Source organism: Mycobacterium sp. MAC_080597_8934, from assembly GCF_000523975.1.
Lineage (GTDB): Bacteria > Actinomycetota > Actinomycetes > Mycobacteriales > Mycobacteriaceae > Mycobacterium > Mycobacterium avium.
On record NZ_JAOS01000015.1, the window covers coordinates 117,073 to 135,558 of the forward strand.

The following is an 18,486-nucleotide window of genomic DNA, read 5'->3' on the forward strand; positions in this document are numbered from 1 at the left end:
TCAGCCGACGTTGCCGACCGGCTGCGCCTGGCGGGTGGCCCGGGTGGCGGCGTAAGAGACGGCCACCCCCGCCGCACTGAGCGCGGTGAAGACGGTGAACAGCAGGTGGGCGGCCATCTCGTCACCCCCGGTGGCGGTGTTGACGACGACGCCCGCCAACCCGGCGCCGATCGCGGCGGAGGTCAGCTGGACGGTGTTGATCGCCGCCGAAGCGGCGCCGCCCTCGGCCGGGTCGTTGACCGACGCCATGGCCCGCGCCGACAGATGCGGCCAGGCCATCCCGATGCCCGTGCCGGCGACCAGCAGCGCCACCGCCCACAGCGCGGCGGTCCAGGCCGACCCGTCGCCGTGCCGGGCCACCGCCCCCAGCGCCAGCCCGGACGCCGCCACGAGCGGCGCCACCATGACCACCCGTCCCACCGTGCGCGGGTTCTCCAGGGAGGCGCTGACGATCTCGCTGACCGTCCAGCCCAGCGCGAGCGCCGCTCCCAGGAAGCCGGCCGCGATCGGGGTGAGGTGGGCCAGCCGCTGACCGAACAGCGGCACATAGGTGTTCACCATCGCGGCGGCCATCAGCACGCCCATGGTCAGGTAGATCCACTTCAGCGGCCCCGGCGAGAACACGCTGGGCGGCAGGATGGCGGCATGCATCCGCCAGTCGACGATCACGAACAGCCCGACCAGCATGATCCCGGCCGCCAGTAGCCCGAAGGTCTCCGCGGTGTTGTGCGGGATCTGCGCCACGCTGACCGCCAGCGCGGCGACACCGATGATCAGCAGCGACCACACCGGCACCTTCATCCGGGGTATGGCGGGGGCCGGGTCGACGCGGGCCAGCGCGACCGGCACCAGCAGCGCCATCAGCGCGGTCAGGACGGCCATCACCACGAAGGCCCAGCGCCAGATCCCGAGCTGCGCGAACAGCCCGCCCGTCGCGGGCCCGACCACGGTCGCGACGCCCCACATCGCCGACACCAGCGCCGAGCCGCGGGTCCACAACCAGCGTGGCAGCGCCGAGTTGATCACCGCGTAGCCCAGGCCGGCCAGCAAGCCGCCGGCCACCCCCTGCATGGCGCGCCCAGCAATCAAAACATGCATATCGGGTGCGGCACCGCAAACCAGGCTGGCGACGCCGAACACGGCCAGCCCCAGCAGATACGACGCCCGCGCGCCGACGCGCAGCAGCATCGGATTGACCATGGTGGCCGCGACCACCGAGCCGACCAGATACAGCGTCGTCACCCACGCATAGAGCCGACTGCCGCCGATCTCGGCGATGGTGTTGGGCAACAAGCTGGTGGTCAGGAACTCATTCGTGGCGTAGAGCGCCACCCCGCCGGCGAGCAGGATCGAGGTCCTCAGATACCTGGCGCCCAGCAGCTCTCGCCAGCCGCCGGTGATGGTCGCCGCATCCGTCACCCCTCTACCGTATGGCGTGCCGCGGCGATGCGAGCTGGAGATCGGTTGCCAGCAAACTCATTTCAGGCCGGCGGCGTCCATCCCGCGCAGCTCCTTCTTCAGGTCGGCGATCTCGTCGCGGAACCGCGCGGCCAGCTCGAACTGCAGGTCGCGGGCCGCGGCCATCATCTGCGCGGTGAGGTCCTTGATCAGGTCGGCCAGCTCGGCGCGGGGCATGTTGGTGGTGTCGCGGCCCTCGACGATGCCGGCGCTAACGGCCCGGCCGGGCTCGCCCTGGGCGCGCCGCCCGCGGGACATGCTGCGCCCGGAGCCGATCTCGACGGTGTCGGTGTCGTCGGCCTCCCGGTAGACCTGGTCGAGGATGTCGGCGATCTTCTTGCGCAGCGGCTGCGGATCGATGCCGTGGGCCTCGTTGTAGGCGATCTGCTTGGCCCGGCGCCGCTCGGTCTCGTCGATGGCCTCCTTCATCGACTCGGTGATGGTGTCGGCGTACATGTGCACCTCGCCGGAGACGTTGCGGGCGGCGCGGCCGATGGTTTGAATCAGGCTGCGCGCGGACCGCAGGAAGCCTTCCTTGTCGGCGTCCAGGATCGCCACCAGCGACACCTCGGGCAGGTCGAGGCCCTCACGCAGCAGGTTGATGCCGACCAGCACGTCGTACTCGCCCAGCCGCAGCTGGCGCAGCAGCTCCACCCGGCGCAACGTGTCGACCTCGGAGTGCAGGTAGCGCACCCGGATACCCATCTCCAGCAGGTAGTCGGTGAGGTCTTCGGCCATCTTCTTGGTCAGCGTCGTGACCAGCACCCGTTCGTCGGCCTCGGTGCGCTTGCGGATTTCGCCGATCAGGTCGTCGATCTGCCCCTTGGTCGGCTTGACCACCACCTTGGGATCGACCAGCCCGGTGGGGCGGATCACCTGCTCGACGAACTCGCCGCCGGTCTGGCTGAGTTCGTACGGGCCCGGGGTGGCCGACAGGTAGACCGTCTGGCCGATGCGGTCGGCGAACTCCTCCCAGGTGAGCGGCCGGTTGTCGCAGGCCGACGGCAGCCGGAACCCGTACTCGACCAGGTTGCGTTTGCGCGACATGTCGCCCTCGTACATGCCGCCGATCTGCGGGACGGTGACGTGGGACTCGTCGATGACCAGCAGGAAGTCTTCCGGGAAGTAGTCGAGCAAGGTGGCCGGCGGCGAGCCCGGGCCGCGGCCGTCGATGTGGCGCGAGTAGTTCTCGATGCCCGAGCAGAATCCGACCTGGCGCATCATCTCGATGTCGTAGTTGGTGCGCATCCGCAGCCGTTGGGCCTCCAGCAGCTTGCCTTGGCCCTCCAGTTCGGCCAGCCGCTCGGCCAGCTCCTGCTCGATGGTGGAGATGGCGTGGGCCATTCTTTCCGGGCCGGCCACGTAGTGGGTGGCCGGGAAGATCCGCAGCGAGTCGACTTGGCGGATCACGTCGCCGGTCAGCGGGTGCAGGTAGTACAACGCCTCGATCTCGTCGCCGAAGAACTCGATGCGCACGGCCAGCTCTTCGTAGGACGGGATGATCTCGACGGTGTCGCCGCGGACCCGGAACGAGCCGCGGGTGAAGGACAGGTCGTTGCGGGTGTATTGGACGTCGACCAGCAGCCGCAGCAGGGCGTCGCGGGGCACCTCGGTGCCGACCCGCAGCTCCACCGAGCGGTCCAGGTAGGACTGCGGCGTGCCCAGGCCGTAGATGCACGACACCGAGGCCACCACCACCACGTCGCGGCGCGACAGCAGGCTCGAGGTCGCCGAGTGCCTGAGGCGCTCGACGTCGTCGTTGATGGAGCTGTCCTTTTCGATGTAGGTGTCGGTCTGCGCGATGTACGCCTCGGGCTGGTAGTAGTCGTAGTACGACACGAAATATTCAACCGCGTTGTGCGGCAACATCTCTCGCAGTTCGTTGGCCAGCTGGGCGGCCAGCGTCTTGTTGGGCGCCATCACCAGCGTGGGCCGTTGCAGCCGCTCGATGAGCCAGGCGGTGGTGGCCGACTTGCCGGTGCCGGTGGCCCCGAGCAGCACCACGTCGCGCTCCCCCGCCCTGATGCGGCGCTCGAGCTCGTCGATGGCGGCCGGCTGGTCACCGGCCGGCGCGTGCGGGCTGACCACCTCGAAGCGGCCGCCGGCTCGTACCAGCCCTTCGACGGCCTCCTCGGCCGGGCGGTACTCCGAATGCGCGACTACTGGATGTTCCGTGGCAAATGCCATGTCACCAGGGTAGAGGCGATCACCGACAAGTGCGGCGGGGCGGGTTCGCGAAGGTGGCTCACGCTGGTCGCGCGGTGACCGGATCGATCACGGTGGGTCGGCGTACAAGCGCGGTTCGTTGACCACCCGATGCGTTTGCTCCGGGCGGTGCTGCGCCAACGACGGTGCCGTCGGCGTGTAGCGATGCTCATCGTCGATGTCTGATGGGTGTTCTGGAAGGCCTGGGTGTCGATCGCCTCTCCAGCAGATCGTGTCGGTTTCCCCGGGCTGACGGGAAAAGTGCCCGGGCCAATTCTCCTCGAGATCTAGCAAGTAGTAGTACAGCACTGCCTCATCTACGTCCGGCCAGGGACTCGGGTCGAGGATCGATTCTCTGGTGTCGCGGACCAAGCCCCAACTGATGTCGGATGGCGGAGCCTGGTACACCAGGTACATCATCGGCCCTTCTGTCCATGCGTGCGACACCAGAAACGTGTAATGCCCTTCTGCCGCGTTGGCAAACTGGTTCTGGTTCACTATGTGTTGCAAGAGCTTTCGCAGAACGTCGGCTGCGAATGCGCGTTGCTCGTCCGTGTGTTCAGTTGATGGGCACATTGTTATTCACCCATGGCGGCGTCAAAGTCCACCCCGGACGGATCTCCACCACTCCACTTCCTCCCGGGAGGGGGAACATGGTGATCACCCCTTTCTGTCCCCCATCTGACACATCTGCGCGCCCAGAACGCGGATCGACGACGATCCTCATCGTCAGACTCTCGCCAGTGTCCTGGCAGCTCGCGATCCCCAGGGGACCTCTCGTGCAGTGAGCGCGATCGACCGAAACGTCATACCGAAGCGTACCGTCCGGCTGGCGCACGGGACGGCTGTGGGAAATCAGGTCTTTGAACACGTTGGGATTGACTATTCCGTGCTTCCAGTACGCCTTGTCCCACCCGAACCCCCTGTCCGTCTTAGCGTTGTAGTAGCCCCGCCGCAGCACGACATGGTTGCCGTCGAGATCGGTTGCCTCGGCCACCACCTCGTTGACTGGATAGGATCCGTTGGGCGGTGGATCTTCTTTGAAGGTGTGGTGGTCGACCGCTTGGAATTTCGGTTTGCGCTGAGGCGCATCGGAATCCGGGGTTTGCGGAAACGTGTCGCGGATTCCGGCCGTGGCCGCGGTGACTCTGCCGGCGACCTGCTGGTCCAGGGCGACCAATTCAGCGGCGCGCCGGCGTATGTCACCGGCGAAGGCTTGCGCCTGAGCCTGCCGGGCAGCTCGCTGCGCAGCCGAACCACCCGTCGAACGATCTGCGACCGACATGTCTTCGTACACATCGAAGCCCGACCGCGTGGCGTCCTCGACGGCGTAGCGGACTCGCGAGCGGGCCGCGACCAACTCGCAGGCGCCGCTTCGGGCGACTCCGGCCGCTGCCCGCAGTTGGTCGGCGACCCCGCTGGTCTTCCCCACGTCGTCGTGCGTCGCAGCGTGCAACGCGTCAGCCGCGCGGCCTCGCCAATCACTGGACAGACCGTCCCGCCAGACTTGGTGGATGACTGAGTAACTCCGCTCGCCGACGGCCTCCCAGTGGCGGGCGGCGTCGGTCAGGTGTTGGGTCGGCCACGCCAACACCTGCGAGAGGTCGGGGAACCCCGCCACCACTGCCATGGCCTACACGGGGACCGTCGAATGAGCCGCCGAACGGGCCACCGCGGCCATCGCGTCCGCCGAGTCCGCCTCGTTGGAGGCGTAGCGCCGGCCCGCCTCGGCGACACGACGTGAATGCGCCTGCACCCGGGTGGCAAGCCCAGCCGTGAAAGCCGTGACGTCGGCATGAGCGGCGTTGACCGCGGCCACGCTGGCCTGCCTCGGCAATCCCGAGGCCGTCGGCGCCGCTGGAACGTGCAATTCGCCCACTGCCGTCGCCCAGCGACCAGCCATCGCTGCCAATCCAGCGGGGTCCACCCGCACTGCCTGCATAGGTGGGGATTTTATTGGGAATGCGACGCGGCGAAAGTCAGTCAGCGCCAGGCCCACCCGTGCCACATGCGTCACGTGCGTACCTGTCCGGAAGGACAACGTGTCTCCCAAACCCCCTAGCGCATCCGCTAGCGAGTTTGAAACTCACCTCATGGTGTCCGGAGACCCGGCACCCCGAGGCGGCAAAAGGTGAGGCGCCCGGAGACGGCACCCGGAGTCGAGGCGCCAAAAGACAACTACCCAGCGGGACGCGTCCACGTGCGGGTGACCGGATCGCACTGCAGCAGGTAGCCGTCACTGGAGGTGCTCATGGCGAACACCGAGGTGCCCGGCCGGTCACACGAGCTGCCGGCCGCGTGCACGCCCATGGTGATCGGCGCCTTGGCCCAGCTGCTGCCCTCGCAGACGATCTGCTCGTTGTTGGTCGGGTCGTAGGCGACCTTGCCGACATCGCTGCACAGCCCGCCCAGCACCGGCGGCGCCGGCGCGGTCGCGGTGGGCGAGGCGTTGATCACCGAAGCGGGATCGGCCACGTTCACTCCCGGCGGCACGTCGCCGACCCGGGTGGCCACCACCGGCACCCGCACCACCGCCCCCTGAGCGCCGCACTCGTTGCTGAGCACCGTCTCGGTCTCGGTGCCGCGCAGCGTCCCGTCGCTCTGCGGCGCCAGCGACCAGGCGATCGTTTCCTGCTGAGTCGCCCCGGCCGGCCCGCCGGGCCGGGTGCAGCCCACCCGCTGCTGTTCGGGCGCGCCCTGCCAGTAACCGCCCACGAAGCGCAGCGTGTCCGTCTGGCCCCCGTCGGGACCGCCGGCCGCTTGATGGGTTGTGTCGTCCAACCGCGTCCCGGTGGCCGCACACCCGCTGCTGGTGCACGCCGACCGGAAGGCCCACCAGTTGGTACCGGCTCCGTCGTGGCGGATCCCGATGCCATTGGTGGTGCGCTTGGTCTGGTCGTAGTCCAGCTTGTAGGTCCCGTTGAGCACCGGTCCGCCCGCGATGGGCGCGGCGACGGCGGCGGGCGGCGACGGTTTCGACGCGAGCGCGGGGTTGGCCGGCGGAGCGCCGGGCTGAAACGAGTAGAGCACCGACCAGGTCGCCGCGACCGCGACGAGCACCGCGCACACCAACGCGGCGGCCCACCGGGTTTGCGGCGAGAACCGGTGCGTCACGGCGGCGATGACACGGCCCGGCCCGCGCCGGCGGTGCGCCGGCGACGCGACGGTGCGCGACCGGGCATCAGGGCCGATCGCCGCGGCGCCGTCGCACTCCCGGCCGACGGCGGCGGCGAACGCGCGACACTGGTCGAACCTGTCCTCGGGCGCCTTGGCCAGGGCCTGGCAGAACACCTCGTCCAGCGCGGCCAGCTCGGGCCGGAAATCGCTGAGCCGGGGCGGGTCCTCGTGCAGATGCTGACCGATCACCGCGATCGGGTTGGAGTGCTGGAAGGGCGGCGCACCGGTGAGCAGATGGAAAGCCGTTGCGGCCAAGGCATATTGGTCTGCCCGGCCGTCGATGGGCGAACCGGTCAGCTGCTCGGGCGCGGCATACGCCACCGTCCCCACCGCGACGTTGGTTTCGGTGATCCCGCTGATGTCGCCCAGATGCCGCGCAACCCCGAAGTCCGCCAACAAGATTCGCCGCTCCCCCGCTTCGGGATGGGTGAGCAGGATGTTGGCCGGCTTCACATCGCGGTGCAGTAGGCCGCGGGCGTGCGCGTAGTCCAGCGCGCCCGCCACCGCCTGCACGATGGCCGACACCTCGTCCAACGGCATGCCGTCGGGGTAGCTCTCTTTGACCAGCCGCGAGGCGTCGGTGCCCTCGACGTAGTCCATCGAGATCCACAGGTGGCCGTTGAATTCACCGCGGTCGTGCACGCCGACGATGTGCGGATGCCACAGCGTCGCGGCCAGATCGGCCTCCCGGTTGAACCTTTCGCGAAACTCGGGATCGACCGTCACCGCCTCGGCGAGCACCTTGATCACGTCGCGGCGCGGCAGCCGGGGATGCAGAGCCAGGTACACCTCGGCCATACCGCCGGCGCCCAGCTGCCGCAAAATGGTGTACCCGGCGAACGACGCTCCGTTGCCTATCGTCAGTCGCGGCCCGCCGGGCTCGCTATTCCCTTGCGCCGCTGCGGGTTCCGGGTGCGGACGGGAATCGACCGGCGGGATCCGGCGAAACAGCTGCCCGATGGGCATGCCGGGCAGCGACTGAAAACCCGCGCGCAGCGCCGCGCGGGCCTGTCGCGGGTTGCTCAACAGTCGCCGCCCGGCCCCGATGCGCCGGGTAGTTCCCTTGTGCTCGTTCACGTCTGCCTCGCCCCCTCGTCACCGGTCGCCTCCACTGTGATGCGGATCGCACCCGCGGCTGGTCCGGACGCAGTCTGCGTGCACCCCTCCCGTTCGAATAATGCCGCACGCCAGTGGGCGATTCGCCTCGGCAGGTTATGAAAGCGCTGTGAGTGACCGAACCGAAACAAAGGGAAGTCACAGCCGCTACTCATGGAGGCACTGTCGACGCGGGCCGATACTTGAGTGGTGACTCGACCCGCCCCGCCCATCCTGACAATTCGGCACGACGGGTCCCAACGATCCTTCGCAGCCGGCCACGAGGTGGTCGTCGGACGCCACGTGCAGGCCGATGTGCGCATCCCGGATCCGCGGATCTCGCGTGCGCATCTGATCCTGCGTTTCGAGCAGGGCCGCTGGCTGGCGATCGACAACGGCTCGCTCAACGGCACCTACCTCAACGGCTACCGGATGCCGGTCGTCGACATCCACGACGGCCAGAGCATCCACGTCGGAAACCCGCACGGCCCGCGGCTGACCTTCGCGCTGGGGCCGCAGCAGGGTCACGCGGGCCACCCGGCCCGGCCCCGGCCGAGTCATGACTCCGGGCCGCCGACCCTGACCTGGACCGCGATCACCGAGCAGACCAACCCGACGCGCCCGCCGCGGCGCCCGGTGCCGCCCCGCCGGCCGGCCCGACCGCCGAGCACACCGCCGGAGGAACGCACCGTCATCGTCCCCGGCTCGCCGGCCCGATCGCGCGTCGCCCCGGCGAGCGCTCCGGCCGGGCCACCGCGGACATCGCCCACGCCGGCAACGGAATTCACCGTGATCGACGCCAAGACGGCCGACGTGTCGAACCTGGCGACGCGGTTCGTGAAACTGCTGTCCCCGCGCGCCTCCTCGGCCGCGGGCACGGCCGGCGCCATGACGATCGGCCGTGCCGCCGACAACGACATCGTCGTCGCCGACGTCCTGGCGTCGCGCCACCACGCGACGCTGGTGCCCACGGCGCTGGGCACCGAGATCCGCGACAACAGCGTCAACGGAACCTTCGTCAACGGCACCCGGGTGGGTTCGGCGATCCTGTCCGACGACGACGTCGTCACCATCGGCAACGTCGACCTGGTGTTCCGCGACGGCACGCTGACCGAACGCGGCCAAACCGCAACGCGCAGCGGCGGTCTCGAGGTGCGCAACGTCACCTACGTCGTCGACGACGGCAAGCAGCTGCTCGACGACATCTCGCTGACCGCGCGGCCGGGAACGCTGACCGCGGTGATCGGCGGGTCGGGCGCCGGAAAGAGCACCCTGGCCCGGCTCATCGCCGGCTACACGACGCCGAGTTCGGGCTCGGTGACGTTCGAGGGGCACAACATTCACGACGAGTACGCCTCCCTGCGCAGCCGGATCGGCATGGTGCCGCAGGACGACGTGGTGCATCGCCAGCTGACCGTCAACCAGGCGCTCGGCTACGCCGCCGAACTGCGGCTGCCGCCCGACACCGGCAAGGCCGACCGCGCCCGGGTGGTCGCTCAGGTCCTCGAGGAACTCGACCTGACCAAGCACGCCGACACCCGCGTCGACAAACTGTCCGGTGGGCAGCGCAAACGCGCCTCGGTGGCCCTCGAACTGCTGACCGGGCCGTCGCTGCTGATCCTCGACGAACCGACCTCGGGCCTGGATCCCGCGCTGGACCTTCAAGTCATGACGATGCTGCGCCAGTTGGCCGACGCCGGCCGGGTGGTGCTGGTGGTCACCCACTCGCTGTCCTACCTGGACGTGTGCGACCAGGTGCTGCTGATGGCTCCGGGCGGCAAGACGGCCTACTGCGGCGCCCCCGACCGAATCGGCCCGGCGATGGGAACTACCAACTGGGCCAAGATCTTCACTCAGGTCGGCGCCGATCCCGAGGAGGCCAACCGCCGCTTCCGGGAACAGCGCGAGGCCCAGCAACGGTCCCATAAATCCGACCGCGCCGACGAGCCCGAAGATCTGGGCGAGCCGGTGCATACCAGTCTGCGGCACCAGATTTCGACGATCGCGCGCCGGCAGGTCCGGCTGGTGGTGGCCGACCGCGCCTACTTCGTCTTCCTGGCGCTGCTGCCGTTCATCCTGGGTTCGCTGTCATTGACCGTGCCGGGCCACAACGGATTTCGCGTTCCGGCGCCCGCGGCCGGGACACCCGACGAGGCCGCGCAGATCCTGGCCCTGCTGCTGCCGGCCGCGGCATTCATGGGAACCGCGTTGACGATTCGCGATCTGGTCGGCGAACGCGCCATCTTCCAGCGCGAGCAGGCGGTGGGCCTGTCGACCACCGCCTACCTGCTCGCCAAGACCGCGGTGTTCTGCGGCTTCGCCGTGCTGCAGTCGGCGATCGTGACGGCGATCGTGGTGATCGGCAAGGGCGCCCCGACGCGCGGCGCGGTGCTGTTCGGCCATTCCACCGCCGGCGCCGTCGCCGAACTGTTCGCCACGGTCGCGGCGACGTGTGTCGCCTCGGCCGTTCTGGGCCTGGCCATCTCGTCGCTGGTCCGCTCCAGCGAGCAGATCATGCCGCTGTTCGTCGTCACCGTGATGGCGCAGCTGGTGCTGTGCGGCGGCATGGTGCCGGTGACCGGCCGGCTGGGCCTGAACCAGTTGTCGTGGGCGATGCCGGCGCGCTGGGGCTACGCCGCGGCGTCGGCCACGGTGGACCTGCGCCATCTGGTGCCCGATTCGCTGCTGTCGCAGGATCGGTTCTGGCTGCACACGCCGGGGACCTGGCTGCTCGACATGGGCATGCTGGCCGCGCTCGCGCTGTGTTACGCCGTCTTCGTGCGGTGGAAGATCCGGTTGCGCCGGTGAGGAATGGGTGAACGGCCGGTAGGGTGACATCATCCACCCTCCCAAGCATGAGACGTTCGACCTGCGGGCCCGCACCAACACCGATCCGAAGGGCATCGTGCGGACCGTCGACGAGTATGCGGTGCGGCCGTGGGGCCTGTACCTTGCCCGCCCCACCCCCGGCCGCGTCCAGTTCCATTACCTCGAGTCGTGGCTGCTGCCGTCGTTGGGCTTGCGCGCCACGGTTTTTCACTTCAATCCCGGGCACGAACGCGATCACGACTACTACCTGGACGTGGGCGACTACCTGCCCGGGCCCACGGTGTGGCGTTCGGAGGACCACTACCTGGACATCGAGGTCCGCACCGGCATCCGCGCCGAGCTGACCGATGTCGACGAGTTGCTCGATGCCCTCCGGCACGGCCTGCTCACCCCGGAGGTCATCGAACGGGCGATCCAACGCGCGGTGGCCGCCGTCGACGGGCTGGCCCGCAACGGCTATGACCTGACCCGGTGGCTGAGCGAGATCGGCATGGAACTGACCTGGCGGGGACGCGCCGCGGCGCCGGGGCCGGCGCCGTGACCGACTTCGCCGCGCTGCCCGATTCCGTGCGTGCCGCGCTGCGAGACGAGCCCGTGCCCCAGTGGTGCTCGCCCACGCTGGCCACCCTCACCGAGAAGCGATTCTCCGACCCGCACTGGATCTTCGAGCGCAAGTTCGACGGCATGCGCTGCCTGGCCTTCCGCGACGGCGACCGGGTCCGGCTGCTGTCGCGAAACCGCAAGCCGCTCAACGGGACCTACCCGGAATTGGTGGAGGCGCTGGCCGCGCAGCGCGAGACGCGCTTCGTGCTGGACGGCGAGGTGGTGGCGTTCGAGGGCCGCCGCACCAGCTTCGCCCGGCTGCAGGGCCGGCTGGGCATCACCGACCCCGACGTGGCCCGGGCATCGCCGGTGCGTATCTACTACTACGTGTTCGACCTGCTGCATCTCGACGGCAAGTCGACCGTCGCGGTGCCGCTGATCTGGCGTAAGAGATTGCTGCGCAAGGCAATCGACTTCACCGATCCGCTGCGCTATGCACCGCACCGGGTCGGGGACGGGATGGCCGCGTACCGGGCGGCGTGCGGTCGTGGTGACGAGGGTGTGATCGCCAAGCGGGCCGAATCGGCCTATGACGGCCGCCGCTCGGAGAACTGGTTGAAGTTCAAATGCGTGCGCGACCAGGAATTCGTGGTCGGCGGCTACACCAGCCCCAAGGGCAAGCGGCTCGAGTTGGGCGCCCTGCTGCTGGGCTATTACCAGGGGGACCAGTTGCACTACGCCGGCAAGGTGGGCACCGGTTTCGACGAGGCGACGCTACACCGCTTGCACCAGCTGCTGTCCGGGATCGCTTGCGACACAACGCCGTTCACCCGGAGTTTGGTGCCCGAGGCCGGCGCGCACTGGGTGCGCCCGGAGCTGGTGGTCCAGATCGGGTTCACCGAGTGGACCCGCGACGGAAAGCTACGTCACCCCCGCTATCTCGGCATCCGCACCGACAAGGATCCCACCGAGGTGATCCGGGAGACGCGCTGATGCCGGAACTGCCCGACGTGGAGGGATTCCGGCGGCAACTGGCCGACGCGTTGCCGGGGCGACGCGTCCGGCGGGTGAAGGTGCACGATCCCGGGATCCTGCGCAACACCACCGCGACGACGCTGGCCCGCCGGCTGACCGGGGGGCGGTTCGCCGGCCCGCGACGACACGGCAAGTGGCTGGTACTGCCCACCGACGGCCCGACGCTGCTGATCCACAGCGGAATGACCGGCCGCCCCTACTATTGCGCCGACGGTGCCGCCGAGGACCGCTACCAGCGCCTCGTGGTGTCGCTGGACCAGGGCGAACTGCGCTACACCGATCTTCGCAAATTGCGGGGAGTGTGGCTGGCCGACGATCCCGACGATCTGGTGCCCATCACCGGCCGGCAAGGCCCCGACGCGCTGGGTCTTGGCCTGCGCGATTTCCGCGACGCGCTGACGGCGCGCTCGGCCCTAAGGCGGCAGCTCAAATCCGCGCTGATGGACCAGTCGGTGCTCGCCGGGCTGGGCAACCTGCTGGTCGACGAGATCTGCTGGCGGGCCCGGATCCGCCCCACCCGCGCGGTCGCGGACCTGGACGACGACGAGGTGAAGGCGCTGCACCGCGCGATGACGCAGGTGCTGCGCACCGCGGTGCGGCATGGCCGGGTGCCGGGCCTGCCGCGCTGGCTCACCGGCGCCCGCGACGCGCCCGACCCGCACTGCCCCCGCTGCGGCGGCCGCCTGGACCACGCCCGGGTGGGCGGCCGGACCACCCTGTGGTGCCCGCGCTGTCAGCCCGGGTAATCTCGGCGCATGAGCGCCAGCAACCACAGGTTGATGCCGATCGCCGCCCTGATCATCATCGCGGCCGGCTCCCAGCTAAGTCCGGCACCGGCACGGGCGGATCTGCACAACATCACCTACCGGGCCAGGATCGACGCCGTCACCACCGGCAGTCAGGCCACCTTTGTGACCAACGGCGGCCAGACCAACACCGCCGCGCTGAGTTCGATGCCCGGCAACGCCTTCGAGGCCGACACGGTGCTGCCCGACCCGCAGCAGGCCGGGATGCGCATCGTGCTGCACTTCCCCTACGCGGCGAACGTGCACTGCGAAATCGACGTGGACGACGACGTTTTCGTGCAGACCGATCAGATGGTCAGGCCGGCGCCGGGCAACACCGACCCCATGAACGGGGCCCTGCAATGCGGCGCACCGCTGCCCTGAGGCCCCGCGGCTAGGGTTTCCAGCCCGTCGAGTCGGCCCAATCCCAGGCCCGCCGGTAGGCGTCGCGAAACCACGGCTCCTTGACGGCGACGTAGGCGTCGATGTCACCGTCGGCCCGCTGTTCGGCGCTGCGCTTGACGGCCAGATAGTCGGCCCGAGCATCGGGGTCGGCGGTCAACCAGTCCACGAACAGCAGGGCGAACTGCTGGCCGGGCCAGCCGTCCACCCGGATGTGCACGTTGGTGGGCCGGCCCGGGTCCGCCGAGGCGTGAATCCGCTTGTGCCACAAGGCCGGATCGTCGGTGTGATCGTAGCGCTCGACGGTGCTGCGGGCGTCGGGCTTGGCGACGTCGGCGGTGATGTGTTCGAGGCGAGGGTATCCGGCGGCCAGCAACGGTTCGACGAGTTCGTCGGCGGCGGCCAGGGATTCCACGGTGATCTGGATGTCGATGACGTCCTTGGCCGCGAAATCCGAATCCCCGGGCAACGCCGTGGAGCCGACGTGGTCGACGCGCAGCGCCCGATGGCCGGATGCGGTCTTGAGCCGGTTGACGATTCGCTGCGCCTGGGCCGGCCACTCGGGATCGGGCGGCACCAACCGCACCGGCGCCCGGGCGATCTGACGCGTGCTCAGGTTGTGGGTGAACGGCACGATGCGCTCGTTCCACACCTGCTGGGCCCGTTGCACCAACTCCGCCGGGCTGCCCGAGTTGTCCAGCCAGATGTCGGCGACGGCGCGGCGCTGCTCGTCGCTGGCCTGAGCGGCGATCCGGGCGCGGGCGTCGGCTTCGGCCATGCCGCGCTGCTCGACCAGCCGCCGCAGCCGCACCTCGACATCGGCGTACACGATGACGACGAGCGGGAACAGCGGCGCCATACCGGATTCCACCAGCAGCGGAATGTCCTCGACCACAACGGAATCCGCGGGCACCGACGCGATTATCTCGGCGCGGCGCGCACCCACCAGCGGATGCACGATCCCGTTGAGCGTCTGACGAGCGGCGTCGTCGGCGAAAGCCTTGGCCGCCAACGCCGGCCGGTCCAGCGATCCGTCCGCGAGCAGGATGTCGCGTCCGAACGCCTCGACCAGCGCCGCCAGGCCCTCGGTACCGGGCCGGACCACCTCACGGGCGATGACGTCACCGTCGACGATGATCGCACCGCACTGCGCGAACGCGGAGGACAGCGCCGACTTGCCGGCGCCGATGCCGCCGGTCAACCCGATGCGCAGCATCAGCGAGCTGAATCAGGCGTTGCCGGCGAGCTTTTCCCGCAGCGCGGCCAGTTGGGCGTCGCTGGCCAGCGAACCGCCCGCCTTCTCCGCCGGTGCGCCGTTGCCGGGCGACTGCTCGCCGCCGGCGTGCCCGGCCGCCTCGGCCGCGGCGAACTTCTCCATCTGCGCGGTGTGCATCTTGTGCCGGCGCTCGGCCTCGGCGTAGCGGGCCTCCCACTCGGCGCGCTGCTTCTCGAATCCCTCGAGCCATTCGTTGGTTTCGGGGTCGAATCCCTCGGGGAAGATGTAGTTGCCCTGCTCGTCGTAGGAGTCGGCCATGCCGTACTTGGCGGGGTCGAACTCCTCGGTGTAGTCCTCGTTGGCCTGCTTGAGGCTCAACGAGATCCGGCGCCGCTCCAGGTCGATGTCGATGACCTTGACCATCGCGTCGTCGCCGACCGCGACCACCTGGTCGGGCACCTCGACGTGGCGCTCGGCCAGCTCGGAGATGTGCACCAGACCCTCGATGCCCTCCTCGACGCGCACGAACGCGCCGAACGGAACCAGCTTGGTGACCTTGCCGGGCACGATCTGGCCGATGGCGTGGGTGCGGGCGAAGTGGCGCCACGGGTCTTCCTGAGTTGCCTTGAGCGACAACGAAACCCGCTCGCGGTCCATGTCGACGTCGAGCACCTCGACGGTGACCTCGTCGCCCACCTGCACCACCTCGGACGGGTGGTCGATGTGCTTCCAGGAGAGCTCGGAGACGTGCACCAGGCCGTCCACACCGCCCAGGTCGACGAATGCGCCGAAGTTGACGATGGAGGAGACCACACCCTTGCGGATGGCGCCCTTCTGCAGCTGGTTGAGGAACTCGCTGCGCACCTCGGACTGGGTCTGCTCCAGCCAGGCGCGGCGGCTCAGCACCACGTTGTTGCGGTTCTTGTCCAGCTCGATGATCTTGGCCTCGATCTCCTTGCCGATGTAGGGCTGCAGATCGCGGACCCGGCGCATCTCGACCAGCGAGGCGGGCAGGAAGCCGCGCAGGCCGATGTCGAGGATCAGGCCACCCTTGACCACCTCGATGACGGTGCCCTTGACGGCCTCGTCCTTCTCCTTGAGCGCCTCGATGGTGCCCCAGGCGCGCTCGTACTGAGCGCGCTTCTTGGACAGGATCAGGCGGCCCTCTTTGTCCTCCTTGGTGAGGACCAGGGCTTCCACCTCGTCTCCCACGGAAACGACCTCGTTGGGGTCGACGTCGTGCTTGATGGAGAGCTCGCGGGCGGGGATGACCCCTTCGGTCTTGTAGCCGATGTCGAGGAGCACCTCGTCCCGGTCCACTTTGACGATCGTGCCCTCGACGATGTCGCCATCGTTGAAGTACTTGATCGTTTTGTCGATTGCGGCGAGAAAGTCCTCGCTGGAGCCAATGTCGTTGACGGCTACTTGGGGCGAGGTGACGGCGGGACTCGGCATGTTGTTGGGTTGCTCCGGACAGGTTTGGTCGTAGGGACAATTGGGATTTACCTGTCGAGGCTACTCGACTGTGCGCAAGCTGGCCAAACCCGGACCCGCCGCGTCACCCGGTCCGCTGCGCCACCCGGGTGGTGAAGGTGCCGTGATAGCTCATCGGGACATGAAACGGCAGCCACGCCTCCGCGACCGGCCCGTCGGCCACGTGCGCCGCGTCCACCACCATCAACCTGCTGCGATGCCGCGATTCGTCATAGCCGACGGTGAGCAGCCACCCGTCGTCCTCGGCGGTGCCGCCGGGCCGCGGCACGAAGATCGGCTCCACCAACACCTGCCCGGGTGGGCAGTACGTTTGCGCCTCGCCGGTGCGGTGGTCGACGCGGGCTATCCCTTGTCCGGGGAACCTGGCCGGGTCCTGGACGGTCAGGTAGGAGACGTGGTGGCGCATGGTGCCGCGGCGGGGGTCGATCTGGGGGAATTCGCAGCCGAAATCGGCCAGTGGCTCGCGAGTCACCCGGCCCGACGCCGCGATCCGGAACCGGGTGAGCACCACGGCGTCCTCGATGGCTCCGTAGTCGTCGACCTGCGCGATGTCCGAGCGGATGTGCGCGGTGTAGTTCTTCATGCCGGCGTAGGTCTGCGGCGCGAACCGCGGCAGTTCGACGACGACGTCGTCGCCGTCGTCGTAGGCGTTGGTGAAATGCCAGTGATAGAACGGGTCGGTCTCGACCACCCGGACTGCCCCGCCGTCGCGTGGGGCGAGCACGAAATACGACGGCGCGTCCGGCTTGAAACGTATGGATTCCCAATAAGATTGGCGGCCGGTCAACGCCCACGGGTTGATCCGCAGCGGGGACAGCACGAAGACGGCGTAGCGCGTGGTCAACGCCATGTCGTGCACCACGCCCATGCCCGGCAACGGCACCGCGCGCAGGTATCGCGTCACCCCGTCGGCGCCGGTCTCATACAGGCGCAGCCGCACCCGGGGCACCGCCTCGGCGGCCAGCTCCCGCAGCCGCCGCAGCCGCCGGGGACCGCGCAGCGCATGGCCGGGGTCGATGCGCGGGACGTACGGGTCGAAGCCGAAGTTGACCTTGGTGTTGGTCATCGGGTCGTAGCGGTAGTGCGCCGAATAGGCGCGCACCGGACCCCGCAGCGCCCCGCCCAGGTTGCACGGCCCGATGGTGTCCAGCGTGTCGAGGTCGAGTTCGTGCGGTGGCCCGCCCTCCCACAGCGCCAGCAGCTGGTTGCGGTTGACCATGACGCTGGTGTTGGCGGTGTTGGCCGGCAGCCGCAGCGCATTGGCCGGCGGGCCGCCGGGTCGCTGGTAGGCGAACCCGCGGTCGACCAGCCGCCCCGCAGCGGTCGACCTCAGGTAGTGGCGGGTGCGCACGAACCGGTTGCGGAACCGCACCCCGGACCCGTCGAGCACGAACGCGCTGACCATCCCGTCGGCGTCGAAAATGCTCTCGACTTGCGTCGATCCCACCGTCCAGCGGCCCGAGCCGTTGCGGTACAGGGTGCCGACGAGGCCGTCGGGCAAGGTGCCGGTGATGTCGGTGACGTCGAGGTCGGTTTCGCCGGCGATGTTTTCCCAGTAGCGCGACGGCGCTTGCACGTCTGCCAGAACCATAAAAGACAGTGTGTTTATTAATGGGGTCCGCTGTCAATGGTTCTGATGTCGTCGGCGTTGAACGGCAGCGCCGCGCCGCCGTCCCAGCACAGCGCGGTCAGGTGTTCGACGAGCTCGGCGCGGGGCATGGTGCCGGCGCGGCACCACCATTCGGCGGCCGACACCGCCGACCCGACGATGGCCCGCGACCACGGCGCGGCCGCCCGGCGGGCCTGCTCCGACCCCGAGGAGGTCGTCAGCATCTGTTCGACCGCCCCGGCCAGCTGTTCGAAGACGCTGGTGGACGGGTCGCCGGTCAGCGCCCGGTACAGGTCGGGCTCGGCCTGCATCCACGCGCTGATCACGTCGAAGAACAGCGCCATCCGCTGCCGTAGATCGGTGGAACCCGCTGCGCGCGTGGTGATTTCGCCGAGCAGCCGCTGCGCGGTTCGCCGGCTCAGCTCGGCCAGCAGCGCGTCCCGCCCGGGGTACATCGCGTAGACCGCCGACCGGACGAAGCCCGCCTCACCGGCGATGTCGACCAGCCCGGCGGACGGGCCCTTGGCCCGGATGGCCCGCTCGGCGGCGTCGAGAAGCGCGGTGCGCCGCTCGTCGGGATCGACCCGGGAACCGGCCGGGCGACCGCGACGGCGTCTCGCCGCAGGCATGGGCGGTGG

15 protein-coding genes are annotated in these 18,486 nt (G+C 69.2%); 5 read left to right on the plus strand and 10 right to left on the minus strand.

Going from position 1 to position 18,486, the window contains the following annotated elements:
• From NF20_RS08130 to NF20_RS08150, 6 genes are all read right to left on the minus strand, one after another.
• Window positions 1-1,419: an MFS transporter gene (locus NF20_RS08130; RefSeq protein ID WP_033717251.1), complete on the minus strand. Its 1,419-nt coding sequence runs from the start codon at window positions 1,417-1,419 to the stop codon at window positions 1-3.
• A gap of 57 nt (window positions 1,420-1,476) precedes the next feature.
• Window positions 1,477-3,645 carry an excinuclease ABC subunit UvrB gene (gene uvrB, locus NF20_RS08135; RefSeq protein WP_003876248.1) on the minus strand — a complete coding sequence of 723 codons (2,169 nt, stop codon included), beginning with the start codon at window positions 3,643-3,645 and terminating at the stop codon, window positions 1,477-1,479.
• An 87-nt stretch (window positions 3,646-3,732) separates the two neighbouring features.
• Window positions 3,733-4,161 (minus strand): hypothetical protein, encoded by a 429-nt coding sequence (locus NF20_RS26150; protein WP_224112776.1) that lies wholly within the window; start codon window positions 4,159-4,161, stop codon window positions 3,733-3,735.
• A 61-nt stretch (window positions 4,162-4,222) separates the two neighbouring features.
• Window positions 4,223-5,293 (minus strand): hypothetical protein, encoded by a 1,071-nt coding sequence (locus tag NF20_RS08140; RefSeq protein ID WP_033711499.1) that lies wholly within the window; start codon window positions 5,291-5,293, stop codon window positions 4,223-4,225.
• Window positions 5,294-5,296: 3 nt separating this feature from the next.
• The gene (locus NF20_RS08145) at window positions 5,297-5,605 is read right to left on the minus strand and encodes a hypothetical protein (RefSeq protein ID WP_033711497.1); all 309 of its coding nucleotides are present in this window, start codon (window positions 5,603-5,605) and stop codon (window positions 5,297-5,299) included.
• Window positions 5,606-5,841: 236 nt separating this feature from the next.
• Window positions 5,842-7,917: a serine/threonine-protein kinase gene (locus NF20_RS08150; protein ID WP_033711496.1), complete on the minus strand. Its 2,076-nt coding sequence runs from the start codon at window positions 7,915-7,917 to the stop codon at window positions 5,842-5,844.
• 225 nt (window positions 7,918-8,142) lie between these two features.
• Between NF20_RS08150 and NF20_RS08155 the strand changes: the two genes are divergently transcribed.
• The 5 genes from NF20_RS08155 (at window position 8,143) to NF20_RS08175 (ending at window position 13,511) form a co-directional block, all read left to right on the plus strand.
• Window positions 8,143-10,743, plus strand: a complete 2,601-nt coding sequence (locus tag NF20_RS08155) for an ATP-binding cassette domain-containing protein (protein ID WP_179299272.1) — start codon at window positions 8,143-8,145, stop codon at window positions 10,741-10,743.
• A gap of 97 nt (window positions 10,744-10,840) precedes the next feature.
• A complete protein-coding gene (locus tag NF20_RS08160) occupies window positions 10,841-11,305 on the plus strand; it encodes a DUF402 domain-containing protein (protein WP_019732265.1) in 465 nt (154 codons plus the stop codon).
• Window positions 11,302-12,300: a non-homologous end-joining DNA ligase gene (ligD, locus tag NF20_RS08165; protein WP_019732266.1), complete on the plus strand. Its 999-nt coding sequence runs from the start codon at window positions 11,302-11,304 to the stop codon at window positions 12,298-12,300. The genes NF20_RS08160 and ligD overlap by 4 nt, the downstream gene beginning before the upstream one ends.
• The gene (locus tag NF20_RS08170) at window positions 12,300-13,088 is read left to right on the plus strand and encodes an Fpg/Nei family DNA glycosylase (protein ID WP_033711494.1); all 789 of its coding nucleotides are present in this window, start codon (window positions 12,300-12,302) and stop codon (window positions 13,086-13,088) included. The genes ligD and NF20_RS08170 overlap by 1 nt, the downstream gene beginning before the upstream one ends.
• 9 nt (window positions 13,089-13,097) lie before the next feature.
• Entirely contained in the window at window positions 13,098-13,511 is a 414-nt protein-coding gene (locus tag NF20_RS08175) for a hypothetical protein (protein ID WP_003876239.1), read from the plus strand.
• A 10-nt stretch (window positions 13,512-13,521) separates the two neighbouring features.
• Here the strand turns inward: NF20_RS08175 and coaE are convergent, their stop codons facing one another.
• The 4 genes from coaE to NF20_RS08195 form a co-directional block, all read right to left on the minus strand.
• Complete coding sequence (gene coaE / locus NF20_RS08180; RefSeq protein WP_033711493.1) at window positions 13,522-14,745, minus strand: dephospho-CoA kinase; 1,224 nt, start codon at window positions 14,743-14,745, stop codon at window positions 13,522-13,524.
• A 12-nt stretch (window positions 14,746-14,757) separates the two neighbouring features.
• The gene (rpsA, locus tag NF20_RS08185) at window positions 14,758-16,200 is read right to left on the minus strand and encodes a 30S ribosomal protein S1 (RefSeq protein ID WP_003876237.1); all 1,443 of its coding nucleotides are present in this window, start codon (window positions 16,198-16,200) and stop codon (window positions 14,758-14,760) included.
• 103 nt (window positions 16,201-16,303) lie between these two features.
• Window positions 16,304-17,830: a carotenoid oxygenase family protein gene (locus NF20_RS08190; RefSeq protein ID WP_019732269.1), complete on the minus strand. Its 1,527-nt coding sequence runs from the start codon at window positions 17,828-17,830 to the stop codon at window positions 16,304-16,306.
• Between the two features lie 17 nt (window positions 17,831-17,847).
• A complete protein-coding gene (locus NF20_RS08195) occupies window positions 17,848-18,477 on the minus strand; it encodes a TetR family transcriptional regulator (RefSeq protein WP_019732270.1) in 630 nt (209 codons plus the stop codon).
• Window positions 18,478-18,486: the final 9 nt, after the last annotated feature.